Source organism: Pedobacter frigidisoli (assembly GCF_032678525.1).
Classification (GTDB): Bacteria; Bacteroidota; Bacteroidia; order Sphingobacteriales; family Sphingobacteriaceae; genus Pedobacter; species Pedobacter frigidisoli_A.
Genome location: NZ_JAVTSE010000001.1, coordinates 124,452 through 142,556 on the forward strand (window position 1 = coordinate 124,452; position 18,105 = coordinate 142,556).

At 42.7% G+C, this 18,105-nt stretch carries 12 protein-coding genes; all 12 read left to right on the forward strand.

The genetic code is table 11. The features are described 5' to 3' along the window. The first annotated feature begins 42 nt into the window (after window positions 1-42). The 12 genes from R2Q80_RS00530 to R2Q80_RS00585 all read left to right on the forward strand — a co-directional run bounded on the left by R2Q80_RS00530 (window position 43) and on the right by R2Q80_RS00585 (window position 18,069). On the forward strand, window positions 43-624 hold the full coding sequence (locus tag R2Q80_RS00530; protein ID WP_316797711.1) for an RNA polymerase sigma-70 factor: 582 nt from the start codon (window positions 43-45) through the stop codon (window positions 622-624). Between the two features lie 68 nt (window positions 625-692). Next, window positions 693-1,820 carry a FecR family protein gene (locus R2Q80_RS00535; RefSeq protein WP_316797712.1) on the forward strand — a complete coding sequence of 376 codons (1,128 nt, stop codon included), beginning with the start codon at window positions 693-695 and terminating at the stop codon, window positions 1,818-1,820. Between the two features lie 113 nt (window positions 1,821-1,933). After that, window positions 1,934-5,566 carry a SusC/RagA family TonB-linked outer membrane protein gene (locus R2Q80_RS00540; protein WP_316797713.1) on the forward strand — a complete coding sequence of 1,211 codons (3,633 nt, stop codon included), beginning with the start codon at window positions 1,934-1,936 and terminating at the stop codon, window positions 5,564-5,566. A gap of 7 nt (window positions 5,567-5,573) precedes the next feature. Next, a complete protein-coding gene (locus R2Q80_RS00545; protein WP_316797714.1) occupies window positions 5,574-7,043 on the forward strand; it encodes a RagB/SusD family nutrient uptake outer membrane protein in 1,470 nt (489 codons plus the stop codon). A 9-nt stretch (window positions 7,044-7,052) separates the two neighbouring features. Then, the gene (locus R2Q80_RS00550) at window positions 7,053-8,225 is read left to right on the forward strand and encodes a DUF4369 domain-containing protein (RefSeq protein WP_316797715.1); all 1,173 of its coding nucleotides are present in this window, start codon (window positions 7,053-7,055) and stop codon (window positions 8,223-8,225) included. Window positions 8,226-8,227: 2 nt separating this feature from the next. Next, entirely contained in the window at window positions 8,228-8,788 is a 561-nt protein-coding gene (locus R2Q80_RS00555) for a TlpA family protein disulfide reductase (protein ID WP_316797716.1), read from the forward strand. A 223-nt stretch (window positions 8,789-9,011) separates the two neighbouring features. Next, window positions 9,012-9,584, forward strand: coding sequence for a sigma-70 family RNA polymerase sigma factor (locus R2Q80_RS00560; RefSeq protein ID WP_316797717.1), 573 nt, complete (start codon window positions 9,012-9,014; stop codon window positions 9,582-9,584). A gap of 143 nt (window positions 9,585-9,727) precedes the next feature. Beyond that, window positions 9,728-10,693: a FecR family protein gene (locus tag R2Q80_RS00565; protein WP_316797718.1), complete on the forward strand. Its 966-nt coding sequence runs from the start codon at window positions 9,728-9,730 to the stop codon at window positions 10,691-10,693. A gap of 163 nt (window positions 10,694-10,856) precedes the next feature. Beyond that, entirely contained in the window at window positions 10,857-14,312 is a 3,456-nt protein-coding gene (locus R2Q80_RS00570; protein WP_316797719.1) for a SusC/RagA family TonB-linked outer membrane protein, read from the forward strand. Between the two features lie 10 nt (window positions 14,313-14,322). Next, the gene (locus tag R2Q80_RS00575) at window positions 14,323-15,741 is read left to right on the forward strand and encodes a RagB/SusD family nutrient uptake outer membrane protein (RefSeq protein WP_316797720.1); all 1,419 of its coding nucleotides are present in this window, start codon (window positions 14,323-14,325) and stop codon (window positions 15,739-15,741) included. Between the two features lie 54 nt (window positions 15,742-15,795). Beyond that, window positions 15,796-16,515 (forward strand): DUF4843 domain-containing protein, encoded by a 720-nt coding sequence (locus R2Q80_RS00580; protein WP_316797721.1) that lies wholly within the window; start codon window positions 15,796-15,798, stop codon window positions 16,513-16,515. A gap of 12 nt (window positions 16,516-16,527) precedes the next feature. Continuing rightward, complete coding sequence (locus R2Q80_RS00585) at window positions 16,528-18,069, forward strand: PKD-like family lipoprotein (RefSeq protein WP_316797722.1); 1,542 nt, start codon at window positions 16,528-16,530, stop codon at window positions 18,067-18,069. Window positions 18,070-18,105: the final 36 nt, after the last annotated feature.

The following is an 18,105-nucleotide window of genomic DNA, read 5'->3' on the forward strand; positions in this document are numbered from 1 at the left end:
TCAGATTGATTTATTTTGTAGATTCGCACGTCATCGCCACACATGTCAGCAAATATTCCATACAATGATCAGCAATTAGTTTTACTCCTGAAGCAGGATAGTAAGGAAGCATTTGGGGAAATATATGGTCGTTACCAAGCACTACTCTTTCTATTTGCGGTGAAAAAGCTTCAGGATGAGGAAGCTTCGAAAGATATTGTTCAGGAAGTGTTTATCTCCTTGTGGAACAACAGGGCCACACTTATCGAAAGTGCCCCCCTTGCGCCTTATCTATATCGGTCAGTTTTGAATAAAGTGCTCAACATTTTCCGTGGAAAGGGCGTCACTGATGAATATATCAATTCTTTGCAGCATTCATTAAACAGACAATCCAATCTTTCTGCTGACCATCTGATTCGCGAAAAAGATATTTCTGCAATGATAGAAATGGAAATTTCAAACTTACCTGATAAAATGCGGGAAGTTTTTGAATTGCGGCGCAAAATGTATTTAAGCAACAAAGAAATTGCCTTAAAACTTAATCTATCAGAGCATACCGTTGCTACGCAGATGAAAAATGCATTAAAAATTCTTCGGAAAAGACTTGGGGCTGCTATTTTTTCAGTTTATTTCATCAATCTTTAATTTTTTTTCTCCTTCTCTACCCGATTACCCAAAGTAACGTGTAATGTATGGTATAGAATTACACGAGAATGCAAAAAAGCGAAGCTGAAGAATTGTTTGAGAAGTTTAAAAATGGAACCTGCAATGCATCCGAAATGGAAGCCATTCGCTATTGGCTCTATTACTACCGCTCAGAAACGGCCGGGAAGTACTCATCGGCCGATCTTGAAAAAATTTCAGAAGAGATATGGAGTAAGGTAGAGCCGTCATTGCAAGCCAATAAACCCCGGGTTATTTCGCTGAAAGCTAAAATTGCTGCTGCTGCCGCAATCGTACTGTTGGCGTTGGGTGGACTCTATTTTATGCAGAACAAGGCACCCCTTTCCGGTCAGGTAGGAAGCGTATACAAGAATGATATCGACCCTGGAGGGGAAAAGGCTTATCTCACACTTGCTGATGGGAAAAAGATTAGCCTGGATCATTTACAACAAGGCGGTATTGCCCAGCCCGGCGTTGAAATATCAAAATCGCCGAATGGTATGGTGGTGTACAAAGTTTCTGCGGGTCGGGAGGCAACGGATGCAACCAACACACTTGAAACACCAAATGGCGGGAAGTTTTCGATCGTTCTTCCTGATGGGACAAAAGCCTGGCTTAACGCAGCATCCAGGCTAACCTATCCGCTCTCATTCAGGAACAAAGAAAAACGTATAGTGACCTTATCAGGGGAGGGGTATTTCGAAGTGGCACACGATAAGGCACACCCGTTTCTGGTGAATTCTCAAAGGCAAACTGTGCAGGTATTGGGAACACATTTCAATATTCAAGCCTATCCTAATGAAAAGCACATCAGGACAACGCTATTATCGGGTTCGGTACGCATCTCTGGCAATACAACAGTTGCTAAAATACTTAAACCTGGAGAACAGGCAGATTTTGATACAAATGGAATTACCGTTTCGCAGGCTGATAAAGAACAGGCAAATGCCTGGATAAATGATGACTTTGTATTTAACGGCGAAGATCTGCACACAGTAATGAGGCAGGTAGCAAGGTGGTATGACGTAGAGGTAGTATATGATGGGGAGCAGGATAATGCAGCATTTTATAGTACCATCTCAAGAAGGAAAAAGCTTTCCGAAATATTGAAAGCGCTAACCATGAATCAGGGTATACACTTTAAACTGGAAGGAAGGAGGGTAACTGTTATGCCATAATGGAATATTCCTGGACTGGTAAAAAGCGGGAGCGTTGGAGGCGCCCCCGGTTTAAGGCCGGTACAGATGAGTAATTGTTCAAACACTATTATCAACTAAAACCAACCAAACAAATGTATAAAAAATACCATGGAAATGGGTATGATCCAACTAATCATGTCCATCAGTCAGGTTCCTTATTTCAAAAGATCCGTCATGATGCAGGCGTAGCCCCGGGATCTTTATCTTCCTGGCTATATTGTTTATTGTTCATTTTTCTGCTGCTTCCGGCATGGTCTTTTGCGCAGAACGAGCGTGTAAGCTTATCAAAAAAAGACGCTCCCCTGAGTGAGGTACTAAGGGACATCCGCAAGCAGACTGGATTTGATTTTGTGATCAACCGTGAGCAGGTAGCGCGCTCGAAACGGGTAAACATTCAGATTAAAGATGCCGGTTTAAAAACAGTTCTGGATGAATGTTTTCGCGGTCAGCCGTTCGACTATAGCATAGAAAACAGGATTATCGTAGTAATTAACCGGGTTAAAACAGAAAATAAAGCCTTCTTAATTGACCTTAAAATCCGGGTACAGGATCAAAAAGGCGGGGTATTACCCAGCGCCAGTGTAACCTCAAAAGAGGCAGGCCTGATGGGATTTACCGATACGAACGGTGAGTTCGTGTTTTCGAGGATTCCGAGGGATGCAAGTGTTGTGGTTTCCTATGTCGGTTACAGGTCTGATACACTGACGGTTAAGTCAGCGTCCGAAATTGTAGTCATGCTGAATCAGCAAATCAACATGATAGATGAGGTTTCCGTTGTTTCTACCGGTTACCAAACCCTTTCCCGTGAACGGGCAACGGGATCTTTTGGAAAACCGGATATGCAGATTTATCAGAACAGGGTGGCCACGCAAGACCTGGTTTCCAGGCTGGACGGGTTAGTTGCCGGAGTAACGGTAATTGCCGGGCCGAAAGGTGTGACAGGAAACAGACAGTTTGGGGGCGGGAACACCCAACAAAGTATCATCAGGGGTAGATCGACTGTTCAGGCAAATTCCGATCCGCTTTACGTGGTGAACGGGGTGCCAGTGACTGACCTGTCGGTGATCAATCCGGATGACGTGCAGGATATTTCGGTATTGAAAGATGCCTCAGCAGCTTCGATCTGGGGCGTAAAGGCTTCAAACGGTGTAATCGTAATTACAACGAAGAAGGCTTCTGCGGGCACACCCATAAAAATCAGCTATTCAGGCAACATATCGCTGTTCGGTAAACCGGATCTTGAGTATGTTCCAATGATGAACAGTGCTCAATACATACAAACGGCAAGGGAGCTGTTTAATCCCGCTGCGTTTCCATATGCAGCCATTGGCACCTCGGTAATCGCACCACACGAACAAATCCTCTATAACCAGAACCGGGGTTTGATCACTGCGGCTCAGGCACAGCGCAGTCTGGATAGTCTGAGCAATATTAACAACAAAGATCAGATACGGGATTTGTTGTTTCGGAATGCTTTCACCACCAACCATACGCTTTCTGCCTCGGGTGGGACATCAGCCTACAATTTCTATGCTTCTGGTTCTTATACTAATACCACCAGTAGCCATCCGGGAGATCAGAATGGTGCATATCGGCTAAACATCAACCAAACTTTTATGCCCATCAGCAGCCTTCGGATTAGTCTGAACACCGCATTAAACAATACCATAACCAGTAGCGATAAAAGTATTGTAATCGGAAGCAATTTTATTCCTTATCAGCTCTTTCAGAATGACGCAGGGAACAACCTGCAAATGAATTATGTTCAGGGACTTTCACCAGAGGTAAGAAAAGATTACCAGACCAGAAGCCGGATCAATCTGGATTACTCGCCTTTGGACGAAGTCAGTATGGGATTTATAAAGGGAAATGCCCTATCAGTGAATCTCACCGGGAATGTAAATTTAAAAATTTGGAAAGGACTAAGCTTTGACGGTACATACAGCTATCAGAAAGCTCCCTCCACAAGCCACCTTTATAATGATAGTAAAACCTACGAACTCAGAAGGGAACTGCTGGGCTTCACTGTTGCAAGGACTGCGAACGATGTTCCCGTATATTATTTACCTACGTCTGGAGGAACCTATAAAACAGTAAATATTGATCAGCGAAATTATACGCTACGAAACCAGCTGATTTATACAATGGCGCTAAGGGATAGACGGGACAGGATGAATGTTCAGATCGGCCATGAAGCGCTCGAGCAACTGGCAACCAACAAAACAACTATTGCCCGGGGTTATGATCTTGATCTGTTGACTTCCGGGAGCGTAAACTATTTGGCCCTGAGCCAGGGAATTTTTGGTGCAGTATCATCTTTCAGAAGTACTTTTAACGAAAAACCATTTGAGACTTTTGAGCAGCTTAACCGGAATGAATCCTTTTTCGGATTATTTAATTACACCCTGAACGAAAAGTACATGCTGGATGCCAGCATCAGGAGGGATTACAGCAATCTGTTTGGTTCCGAAAAAGGCAAGCAACGTAAACCAACCTTCAGCGTGGGTACTAAATGGCTGATCAGTAAAGAAAGCTTCCTTGAGAAGCGTACCTGGATCAATAATCTGGCACTTCGCACCACGTATGGGATTACTGGTAATTCGCCATTCATCGGTGCCGGTTCATCGAGAGATGTGATTCAGATTGGACGCAACAATGTAACTGGTGACTATTACTCGCTGATCGGCCTGGCCAATAACCAGCTTACCTTTGAAAAAACGGCGACGGTTAACATTGGGGTAGATTTTAGTGTGCTGCAGAACGCGATTAGCGGAAGTATTGATTTGTATAATAAGAAAACCACTGATATTCTTGGGCAGGTAGATCTCAATCCGGTCAACGGCGCATCTATCATTCGTGGTAACCTTGGAAACATGAACAACCGCGGATTGGAAGTTGCTGTGAATTCGAGAAATTTGCAGCTTAAAGATTTTAGCTGGACTACAGGATTAACCTTCAGTTTGAATAGAAATCGCCTGCTCAATTATTCAACTCCCCAGCCTACTCAGCTTACCACCAATGGTAGAATTAATAGTAATTATGTAGTTGGCTACGGCATACAACCCTTGTTTGCCTACCAGTTTGCCGGATTGGACGCACTTGGTGATCCGCAAATCCGTTTGGCAAATGGAACCGTAACTAAAGACCCTGAAGTTGCTACGGCCGACGATCTGATATATATGGGTACTACTATTCCAAAATTTAATGGTGGATTGAGTAATAGCTTTCGATATAAGAACCTTTCACTTACCGCAAACATGATCTATAATTTCGGCAACTTGATGCGAAAGGACGTTAACCGTTATTTTTATGGACGAATCGATTACGGCACTGGTAGTTTTGGAGGTAACCTGAGCCCGGAGTTTCTGGAAAGATGGAAAAAACCGGGGGATGAATTGCTGACTAATATCCCCTCGTATGTGGCCAGTGCAGGCGTAAATGTGAGCAGGAGAAATATTGATTATTACACCTATGCTGATATCAATGTGGTGAGTGCATCTTATATCAAACTCAGAGATGTTACGCTGAATTACATGGTGGGACCAAAATTATTGAACCGCCTGCATGTAGCGTCTTTATCGCTTTTCGCACAGACCGGAAACTTCATGATCTGGAAAGCAAATGATTTCGGTATAGATCCTGAATACCAATCGTTCAATCAGGGAGGACGAAATATGCCTGCCTTTAAGCACAGTTTCAGTTTCGGTGCAAACCTTACCTTTTAATTTTACGATGATGAAAATATACCAATATATATCTTGCTTCCTGTTGCTGATCTTGATAGCAGGATGTAAAAAATCTTTTCTTGAGGTAGTTCCCAAAGGCCTGTTAGTGGCCCGCACAACCGACGATTATGAGAAGATCATGAACGCTCCGGATCTATATCTTTACTCTTTTGCAGGTGGCTGGCAATCGATGGTGCTTATGGGCGACGATGTAGCTGCAGAAGGCAGTTACTTCTCATCAGCTTCACCAATGAGCCAGAATGCATTCAATTATAAAGCAGATATTTTCAGGGCACAGGATAATACCTTTGATTTTAAAGTTTACAGCAGCAACCTGTATACGGTAAATAAGGTGATAAACGAGATCGGGGAATCTACCGGGGGTAGCGCCGAACAGAAGATGGCATTGAAAGCAGAAGCGCTGGCTAACCGGGCATGGATTTATTTCCAGCTTATCAATATATATGCAAAGCCTTACAATCCGGCTACCGCTGCACAGGATCCTGGATTTCCGATCATACGGGAAGCCGATATCAATTTAAGTGGACATGTCAGAAACAGTGTTGCTGAAGTTTATGCGTTTATCATTCAGGATTTCAACGACGCCATCGGTAAAGTGCCCCAGAACAATAAATTCGCCCAGCGTTTTTCAAGGCCCGCTGCGGAAGGTATGCTGGCTAAGGTTTATCTCTACATGGGTAGAAATGCGGAGGCCCTGGCAATGTTTAATGCCGCTTTGACTGATGCTTCCGCCCAGGCCGTGCCTGCTAAACTCTACGATTATAATGTGGAGTTTGCTTCGGGCGGAAAGTTTGATCCAATTGGCTACAATGGCCCGAATAATTCTCCTGGGATAAACTATGACGACGTAACAGAATCAGTGCTGGCGAAAACATTTTACAATGGACCTTATAGTGGAAACGAGTTTGGGAATGATTTTGTTGTACTATCTCCGAAGGCACAGGCCCTTTTTGCTCCGGGTGATTTGAGACTGAACTTTTATGGCGCATTTTTTCCGTATTCCACACCTAACCCTTCGGGCAGGCTATCCAAGTATTCAGTTAATTATTCAAAATTTGGATTGCAACTGGCTGAATTATATCTGCTAAGGGCGGAAGCAAATGCGAGGTTGAATAATCTTGCAGCCGCAGTTTCTGATGTGGAGTTGCTTCGCAGAAACCGAATGCCGGTAAATGTTGCCAGTGTTCCCGCTCAGGCTGTTTCCAATAAAGAGTCACTGATCAGGTTTATCTTCCAGGAGCGTACAAGGGAATTCGCAATGGAAGGATACCGATGGTTTGATATGCGACGCTGCTCCATCGATCCTATTTTCTCAGGCGAGACATTCTCTCATATCATTTATAATGACGAGACTTCTAGCAATATTACCAGTTTTAATCTGCCTAAGGAAAGGCTTACGCTAAGGCTACCGCCAATCGTAATGAATGCCAATCCGGGCTTTACCAATAATCCTTAAATCATGATCATGAATATTCTAAAAATTAATATGCGCTTAGCGATTACCTTCAGTTTGCTACTGTTTTCAGTAGCTTCCTTTTCACAGAACAAATTTACCATCAAAGGGCAGCTTTCGCCGGAGATTAATGGTAAAAAAGTTTTGCTATCCTACAAGAACAATGGCGTAAGTGTAGAAGATTCCACCAAAGCTGAAATGGGTAAATTTACTTTTAAGGGGCTGATCGGAGATCCGGCCTATGCGCGGATCAGTGTAGATCCACCTGCCATGACGACCATGCAAAATGTGAAGAGTCTTGACGTTCGCGACTTTTTTATCGATGCCGGCGAGATCCTGATCACGGGATCTGCAGGCGCAAAAACAGCTGTCATCAAAGGCGGGAAAACACAGGCCGATTATCAGAGAAGGTTCGAGCTTTACAAGCCGGTGCAGGCCCGTGTTGATTCACTGAATACATTGATCGCCGGTTATAAGGAAAAAGGAGATAATAAAGCAATGGATGCTGCCAGACTGGAGATGAATGCAGAATTCGCCAAAACAGGGAAAATCGACAGCAATTTCATTAAAGATAACCCTAACAGCTTTCTCTCCCTGGACATCTGGAGATCAAAGCATCGGGGAACCCTTCGTTCTAACTTTGAGCCAGAGTTCCAAAAATTCAGCCCTGCGGTTAGAAATACCTTTGCCGGTAAGGAGATACAGGCGAAGTTTGATTTAGCGAAAAAACTTGTGCCCGGACAACCTGCACCTGAATTCAAACTTAAGGACACAGCAGGCAAAGAAATTTCGCTTTCCTCACTTCAGGGAAAGAATGTATTCGTTTGCTTTTATACGCCTGATTTTATGAACTATGATGCTTTTGCATTTAACCTCGGCCGTATTAATAGGGCCTTGAAAGACAAAAATACGGTAATGGTAACTGTTTATTATAGTTATGACGACAGGCCGGATTCATACTGGATGGAAACAATAAAAAGATCGAACTTTAACTGGATGAACCTGAATGATATCGGAGGTGTGAACAATGCGGGAAGTGTGAGCCCAACGGCAAAAGCTTACGGTTTGACATACTATACCATGCCTAGTGCACTGCTTGTTGGGGAGGATGGTAAGATACTGGCAAGCCAGCTTAAATTAAATGATACCGGTTTGGGTCAGGAACTTATGCAGTTAATCAAATAAAAATGAAAAGAAAAGTAATATTGATAATTGCATTTATGGTAATTATGATCATGAATGTATATGCCCAATCTCCAAAACGGGAATATCTGGATGTCGGAGATACCATTAACACCTATCCAAAGGTGGAATGGATTAAGGGAAATGCCGTTATAAAGTTTGATCCATCCAAAATATACATTATAGATCTTTGGGCTACATGGTGTAAGCCCTGTATTGCCGCAATGCCCCATTTTAATGCTATGGCATCGAAGTTTAAAAACCGGGGAGTAGTGTTTATAGCGCAAGACGTGATGGAAGATGACCGTCAAAAAGTATTTGATTTCGTGAAAGCCAATGATAAAATGATGAGTTTTGACGTTGCCTTGGGCGGAGGAAAAGGCAGTGCCTTTGAACAGGAATGGATTAAGCCGGCAGGCGTGAATGCTATACCCCAAACCTTCGTAATAAAGGGAAACAAGCTGCTTTGGCAAACCTCTCCGGATATGATTACTGAACCGGTTATCGAAATGCTGATCAAAGGTGATTTCAGTATCGAAAAAGCGAAAAAATCATCCGCAAATTAATATGTCTCCTGGTGTTTGCTACTGGTAACTGATCCGGTTGTCAGTAGCATGCTCAGGAAAGACAGGTGCTTTTCAGCTATAATATCTGATCTAATGGGGCTAATGCATGATTTATTAACAATTATTATTAGTTTAGCAGAAGAAGTGAGAATACGATCCGCGGTGCCCGCTTCAGCAGTAGAAAGATATCAACCGGGATGATTCCCATAACTGATTGCAAGGTTTGACAAACTTATTTACAGACTTTCCTGATGAAAAATTAATCGACCTGTTGAACGATGGCGATAAAGCCGCGCTTGATGAAATATACCGTAGGCACTGGTCTGCAATGTATGTTGCCTCATTTAATATCCTTAAAGATCATGATGCCTGTATGGATATTAACCAGGATATTTTTACCTGGTTATGGACCAAAAGGGGAGAGCTGAAGATTGTATCACTGAAATCGTACCTCATCTCGGCAGTAAGATACAAAGTAACTGATGTTATCCGTAAAGTTAAAGTTGGCAAGGTGTTTCTCGATCACCTGGAGAAGGCTGAAGCATCTTTCGATAATGTGACCAGCGACATCGAAGTAAAGGAACTCAGAAAAATTATCATCCAGTTTATTGCCGATCTTCCCGACAGATGCAGGGAAGTTTTCGATTTAAGCAGAAACCATCACCTGTCGAATAAAGAAATTGCTTTGCGGTTAGGTATAACAGAAAAGGCTGTAGAAAGACAAATGACTATAGCATTAAAGCGTTTCAAGTCGTCAATAGGTACTTCATACCATATTTTTATCGCTTTATTTTAGTCTTTTCTTTGCTTCAGAGAAAAAAAATAAAATATTTAAAACTTTTTCCTGCTTTGTTTGTGGGGTTTGCCTGTAATTGAACGCCTTAATGTTAAATGACGGTTACTAAAGCTCATTTAGTTATCGTTTATAGCGGCTTTCAAATGCAAAAAGAGGAATTTTTTCAACTAACGGACAAAATTAAGGATGGATCCGCCAATGAGGCGGAACTGGCACTTTATATCAGGTATTTCAATTCTTTCCAAACCAGCAAAACATGGAATGAAACGGAGATGGGTGATGAACAGGCCCGTGGGAAATTACTATTTGCCGCAATCGATCAATCCATTGCTGCTCCGGTTCCCGTTAAACGACTCCGGTTTGATTTCAAATGGGTAGCTTCCATTGCTGCGATACTCGTTGTAGCGGTTGTTGCATTCTGGCTTTTCAGGGTAAATCATCAGGTTGTTCAAAATGCCGCGAATTATACCTACCACTCATCAACCAATACTAATGAACTGATTCAGCTGCCAGATGGCAGTACGGTAATTCTGAGCGCGGGAAGTACCATGTCCTATCGCTCAATTCCAGGTAAAGTACCTGTTCGGGAGGTGAATTTAAAAGGAAAGGCTTTTTTCGATGTCAAACATATTGATCACCACCCTTTCAGGGTTAAAACGCAGTCTGTTATCACCCAGGTGCTGGGAACCGCATTCGAGGTGAATGCGAACGGTGGTAAAATCATTGTGACCGTTGCCCGAGGAAAGGTAGGGGTAACAAGGAATGGAAAACAGCTCGGGATGTTAACGCCTGACAAACAGGTTATTTATGATGAATCCAGAGATGAGTCGACCATCCATCAGATTAATGCAAAGAAAACCAGTTCATGGAGTAATGGCGACCTGGTGTTTACAAACATCACAGTTGGCCATGCAGCAAATTTCTTGCAGCAGCGGTTCAATGTCAAAATTATCGTAAAAGACGAGGAGTTAGCCAAGCAGCAGTTCACAACCAAACTTTTTGAAAATCAGAACCTAACAGAGATCCTAACCTTGATCTGTGATTTTAATAACGCTGAGTACACTTTCAACGAATCAACCAAACTTGTAACTATAAAACCAAAAAACTAAAATGAACCAACCTGTACCCTCTTAAGTAAAAAGGCCCTGCTTTAGTTACATATTCGCTGTATGGAACTAGTGCAGAACCCTCCCAGGCCATCCCAGATTGGATGATAGGCCTGTTTTAATGTAATTCTCATAAGGTATTTAAATCACACCAACATTCGAATATATGAATTTTTCTGCAATTGCAGTAAAGTACAGGGACTGCTATGTCCAATGTATCCATAAAAAACTACTAATTGATTTTATGCGTATCACTTCGTTTATCATCCTTGTCCTCACCATATCAGCACAAATGCTGGTTGCGTCATCCGTTAGAGGACAGCAAATGGAAGAGGTACGCGTAAAACTGAAATTAAACAGGGAGGGCCTTTCGCAGGCACTCGAAAAAATAGAAAAACAAACACCTTTCCATTTTATTTATCGCGATGAGGAAATTCGTGAAATCCCATTATTGAACTTAAGTGAAACCACCACTACCCTCGACAGGCTGCTATCGGCACTGTTGGCGAACTCGAATTTAACTTATAAACAGATCGACCGGCATATAGTAATCACTAAAAAAGTACCAGTTAGGGCGGGTCAGCTTAACAACGCTAATCCCATGGTCCCTACAGGATTTACTAACCAGGAGATCCAGATTTCGGGTAAAGTAACTGATGAAAAGAAAGTGGCAATTCCAGGCGCGAGTGTTTGGGTTGTCGGAACAAAAATCAGTTCGATGACCAATAGTGTCGGAAATTTCTCACTCATTGTTCCAGACTCGAACGCAGTGCTGGAAATCAGATTTGTGGGCTATAAAACCAGACGGGTAACGGTTCGGTCTGGTGGATTCAGATTTATCCAGCTGGAGGTAGACCAGCAAAACCTGGATGAAGTGGTGATCAATAACGGGCTATTCGACCGCAAGGTCGGAACCTCGACCGGGGCTACGTCTACTTTTAACAATGCTCAGCTAAAGGTGGTTACCAATCAAAACCTGATCGCGGGTCTGGCCATTTTAGATCCGTCTTTTGTGATTGTGGAAAATAATAACCTCGGATCTAATCCCAATAATTTACCAGATGTGCAGATGCGCGGACAAACCGGTTTTCCAAACGTGGGCGACGAATTTGCGAATGCGCCAAATTTACCGCTTTTTATCCTGGATGGTTTCGAAACGACTTTACAAAGAATCTACGACCTAAATATTAACCTGATCAAAAGCGTAACCTTATTAAAAGATGCTTCTGCAAAAGCCATTTATGGGTCGAAGGCTGGTAATGGTGTGGTAGTCGTAGAAACCATAAAGCCTGAACCCGGCGCGCTTCGGGTATCTTACTCTGGAAGTTTGAACTTTACCGCTCCTGATTTATCCAGTTATAAACTCACCAATTCAGCAGAGAAGATCCAGGCAGAAACGCTCGCCGGAAGATATATCTCTGCGAACCCGGTCAATGAATCAACCCTCACAGCGCAGTATGCCATCAACCAGAAGGCTGCACTGGAAGGAGTGGACTCTTACTGGCTTTCCCAGCCTCTGCAGAATGGTTATGGCCAACGCCACAGCGTAATGGTAGATGGTGGTGATCAGTCATTGAGATACTCAGCAAACATGAGTTACAACAATAACATTGGTGTAATGAAGGGGTCAAACCGGGAAACCATTAGTGGTTCGGTTAATTTATCTTATGTCAAAGAGAAGTTTTCCTTTAATAATATCCTGACGATAGATCGTAACAATGCCAATAATTCACCTTACGGATCTTTCGCCGAATATGCCAAAATGAACCCATACTGGAGAATCCGAGATGAATTTGGGCGACTGATTCCTACCTATACCAATTTTGGGACAACAGTATATAACCCGCTTTACAATGGTGAACTGAATTCTAAAGACAACAGCAAATACACGAATATTGTAGAGAATTTTTATACTGAATGGCGGCCATCAGCAGTACTGAGATTTACGGGTCGGGTAGGGATTAATCTGCAGAATAACAGCTCCGATAATTACATTTCTGCTAACAATACCCGTTATGCTTCCATCCCTGTTAACTCAGATTTGTATCAGCAAAGGGGACAGTATACCATTACCAATGGCAGAAATTCTGGGGTGAGCAGTGATATTGGTGCGGCATACACCCTGAACAAGGGGAAGCATCAGGCGATTGCAAATGCCATTTATTCCATCACGCAGAACATTACCAACATCAATGGGATGACAGCAGTTGGTTTTCCTAACGATAATCTGGATTTTATCTCTGCAGGAGGTGGATTTGCTGCGGGATCTAAACCTACAGGGTCGGAAAACACTGCCCGTACAATGGCGGTAACCACGGCTGTGAACTATGCTTATGACAACCGGTTTTTAACCGACTTGAGTTACAGGGCAAATGCCAGCTCGCAGTTTGGTGCCAATAACCGCTGGGGAAGTTTCTGGTCGGCAGGTTTAGGATGGAATGTGCATAATGAATCCTTCCTGAAAAACCTGAAAGGCAAAGTGGATATGCTTAAGTTAAGAGCGAGTATAGGAAGTACCGGTACGCAGAATTTCAGTGCTTATGAAGCCTTAACTTCATATCGTTACAACACCACACAAAATTATAACGGCGATGTTGGTTTTAACCTCATTTCTTTGGCCAATCCGGATTTGCGCTGGCAAAAAGTAATGGACAAGAACGTAGGCTTGGACCTTGGTATTTTTCAGCGCTTAAGCCTGCGCTTCGATTTTTATATCAAGGATACGCAGAATCTGTTGTCTGATCAAATTTTGCCATTGTCGACAGGTTTTACAAGTTACAAAGAGAATATAGGCGAAGTGAGGAATCAGGGATTCCAGATTGGTGCCAATTTAAGGGTATACAATAACACTGCCTCCAGGACATTTGTTAATGTTTTTGTAAATGCAGCACATAATACCAATAAGATAAGAAAGGTATCCAGCTCTCTGGAGCAACTGAACACTGCAGAAGATGCCAATAAACTGAATACCGGTACCAATGCCGAAGAGCGCGCTTTAAGACAAAATCCCTCAACACGTTATGTACCAGGTCAATCGATGTCTACCATTTGGGTTGTTCCCTCATTGGGTATTGATCCTTCCAACGGAAAGGAAATCTTTCTAAAAAGAGATGGCTCACAAACTTACATCTGGTCTGCGGCGGATTATGTGGCTGGGGGGGATACCAACCCTTATATGAACGGTACATTTGGAAGTAACGTACGCTATAAAGACCTGACTGTAAATTTCGCCTTTGCCTTTAGACTTGGCGGACAGGCCTATAATACCAGCCTGGTACAAAAAGTTGAAAATGCCGACTTCATTTACAATGTAGATATACGTGCTTTACAACAACGCTGGTCAGTTCCTGGTCAGGCAGCAATTTATAAAGATATCGCTGATATTACCCCCACCAAACCAACCTCCAGATTTGTTCAGAACCTGAGTGAACTGAATTTTTCATCCGTGAGTATCGCTTATGACTTCAATAAACTCAAGTTTCTCGGACCTGGAAATAAGAGCAGGATCAGCGTTGCCCTAAACCTGAATGATATTGCAAGGATTGCAACAGTTAAAACAGAACGGGGTTTGGATTACCCTTATGCACGCACGGTATCAATGTCTGTCCAGGCTAATTTTTAAGATTTAGATTATGAAGATGATAAAAAATATTTATATGGTTTTAATGCTTATTGCATTATTATCAGTTTCTTCCTGTAAAAAATGGCTTGATGTTAAGCCAAAAACAGAAGTGGAATCGACCGTTGCTTTTAGAAATGAGCAAGGGTTTAAAGATGCGCTTACAGGCGTTTATCTGCAACTGACAGGAAATAGCCTTTACGGACAGGAATTAACATTTGGAACTTTAGATGTTCTTGCCAAACAATACACCAATATTTCGGGTACTCCTTACGCGAGTTTTGAGGGCTATAACTATAATTATGCACAGCTCGAATTAAAAACCAGACTGGATAACTTCTGGACAGGATTGTATTCTGCCGTGGCCAATACCAATAGCCTTATTACCAACATTGATACCGCTGATCCTTCCATATTCGCCGGATCCACACGGAACATCATCAGAGGTGAAGCCTATGGATTAAGGGCATTTCTGCACTTCGATTTACTAAGGCTATATGCTCCAGCTCCTGCATCTGCCGGTGGAGCAAATGCAGCAGCGATTCCTTATGTTAAAACGATAGACCCAAAGGCAACGCCAACTTCCTCAGTGAGTGAAGTGCTGGCTCAGATTCAGCTTGATTTAAATGTGGCAGCAGAAGCGTTAAAAAGTGTAGACCCCATTTTACAGGGAAAAACGTCAACCGGATACCTCAGAGACCGGATATATAAATTTAATTATTATGCCGTAAAAGCACTTCAGGCAAGGGTATATTTATATGCCGGCGATCAGGCCAATGCCCTGATTTGCGCCCGGGAGGTCATCAATTCTGGAAGATATCCTGCTGCCCAGTCTGCAAACATCATTAATGGCAACGACAGGTTATTCCAGGATGAAATTATTTTTTCATTAAACATCAATACCCTTGCCACCAATGCCAGTAATTACTTTACCAGAACTGCAACCAGTTTACTAGGAAAAAGTGCTGTTAATTACAGTGCAGAAATGGATAATTCCTCAACAGATTATCGTTTGCTCTACTTAACAGGAACTGCTGATGTAACCTCGATTCTATTCCCTACAAAATTAATCCCCAATGCGAATGCACCAGTAATCTACGGCAATAAAATGCCCATTATCAGGGCATCGGAAATGTACTACATCGCAGCAGAATGCCTGAAAGCAAGCAATCCCCAGGCGTCTGTAGATTATTTGAATTACGTGAGGACAAATAGGGGGCAAACAACGGTAATAGCCTCTTCAAGCACCCCCGCCCAGATTCAGAACGAAATATTCAAAGAATACCGCAGGGAGTTTATCTGTGAAGGTCAGCTTTTTTACTACTACAAAAGAGTGAATGCAAGCACCATTGCCTACACCAATACAATAGGGAATAATGCGCTTTACGTGTTCCCTAAACCAGATCAGGAAATTCAGTATGGAAACAGATAATCTCATATAACAATGACTAAATCCAAGACATTTTCAATATTAATTGTCACGTTGATGGCAATCTTATTCAGCTCCTGCGAAAAGGAGGTAGATACCTATACCAATGATCCAAGATTGTATTTCTTTGAACGGGGGACTGATTTGCTTCAAACCAGAATTACGTCGAAATCTTTTTCTTTTGTTCCGTTGGCATCTTCAATCGTTACAGATACCATAAAGATTAAAGTAAAAACGATGGGGCTGGCAACAGCTACCGACCGGGTGTTCAGAGGCGCAACAATTAAGCAGGGTACTACTGCCGTAGAAGGTACGGATTATGCTTTTATCGACGGTAAAATTAAAGCAGGACAGGTAGAGGGTTTGCTTCCTGTGGTGCTCTATCGTACAGCAAAAATAAAGTCTGCCAGCTTAACCCTTAATCTGACCATAGCCGATTCTCAGGACTTTAAAGTGGGAGTAGTAGAAGATCAGGCTTTCACCCTTAACTGGAGCGATGACATTGTAAAGCCCGCCAACTGGGATGGCTTGATCAGCCTGACGTTTTATTTTGGAACCTATAGTAAAACTAAATTCCGGTTCATTATCGACGTTACCGGCATTGCCGACTTTCCATTACAGCAAAGCGGCAGGGTACCCCTTAATCCTGGTGAATATAGCAACAGCATGATGAATGATATTAAGCTGCGTGTAAAGGATGCCTTGGCCGCATATAACTCGAGCCACGCCACTCCATTAACGGATGAAAATGGTGTGCTGGTAACTTTTCCAAATTAACAGAATACAAAGATGAAGACATTTAGAGTATACTTATTTATATGTGTGGGCTTTTTGCTCGCTTTAGTCGTGTCATGTAAAAAGGATTTGGGTAACTATGATTATACAATCGTAAATACCCCGGTTTTGGATACCACCAAAGTTGCTGCAAGTTATTCCATTGAACGATACGCCAATCTGGTTATTGAACCGAAAATCAAAATGAATGGTATTGATACCACTTCATTGAGCTACAAATGGATTATTTATAAACAGACCGTTGCCACCGGGCAGGTGAACACCCCAAGAGAAATTTCCAGCCTCAGGAGACTGAATGTGTCGATCGGTGATCCTTTAGGCTTGTACTTTGTAGAACTTATTGTAACGGATAAGAAGAATGCAGCAAAGGCGAATATTGTTTTTAACCTGAGCGTATCTGCAGGAATGGAATATGGTTTGCTTGTACTTCATAGTAAAGGCGCCACCAGTGATGTAGACTTTTTGGTAACCAGGAATGCGGTGCCGATTGCGAGCGTACCCGAAAAAAGATTGAAAAACTTATACCTAACGGCAACGGGAAGCCCGCTGGCTGGTGAGGGTAGATTTATCAGCGCGAGCAGAAGAACCAGTTTTACAGCAATTGTAACCAATTGGGTTACCGTGGGCACCAGTTCCCAGTTACAGCGGGTAAGTGGAAATGACTTTACCTTTTTAAGGGATAATGAATCGCTCTTTTTAAGACCAGGAACACTTATTAATCCGCAAGCCCATAACCTGAGCGATCTCAGTTCCTATGAAACGCTGATTAATGATGGAAAAATGTACATCACCAATGCCTCTGATCAGTTGGTGGCCTCTTACTCAGCTGCGCTGACAGGAGACTATTATCTTGCACCGTTCACAGTAAGCGGTGCATCAGGTTCGCTGATATCAGTTGGATACGACCAAAAGAACGGCCGTTTCATCAGGCCTGCCTCTGCTACTGCAGGTACCATAACCGATTTCAGGGTGCCAGCCAACGCCGGACAGCCATTTAACCTGACCAGTATTGGTAAAGATATGGTTGGAATGGATAGGGGAATTACCAATTATACCCTTGCCTTTTTTAAGGATAAAACCGGAACCGGAAGGTCTTTATATGTAATCAACTTCAATAAGTCTGACGATGGTTTACTGGGTGTGGGCCGCTATGATATGACTAACCTGCCTGAGATTTCTAACGCCTTATTCTATCAGGCAAATAAATCATCAAATATCTGCTATTATGCTACCGCATCGAAGGTATATCTGTATGATTACACTACACAGAATACCCCAACGGTTGGATTTCAGGTGCCTGCCGGGGAAACCATTACTTGTATGAAAGTCTATAAACCGACACCCAATTTTAACCTCACTGATGCAGACGGAAGGTTACTGTATGTAGCAACCTGGGATGGAACACAGGGCCGTTTATATGAGCTGTCCATCAATCCGACAACTGCAGTCATTAACCCTAATCCATTGAACAGGTTTGATGGATTTGGCAAGATAACAGACGTATCTGCCAAGCCAAGAGGTGCAGGTAACTTATAACCTTTAATATTTTTAACACACAAATACAATACACTT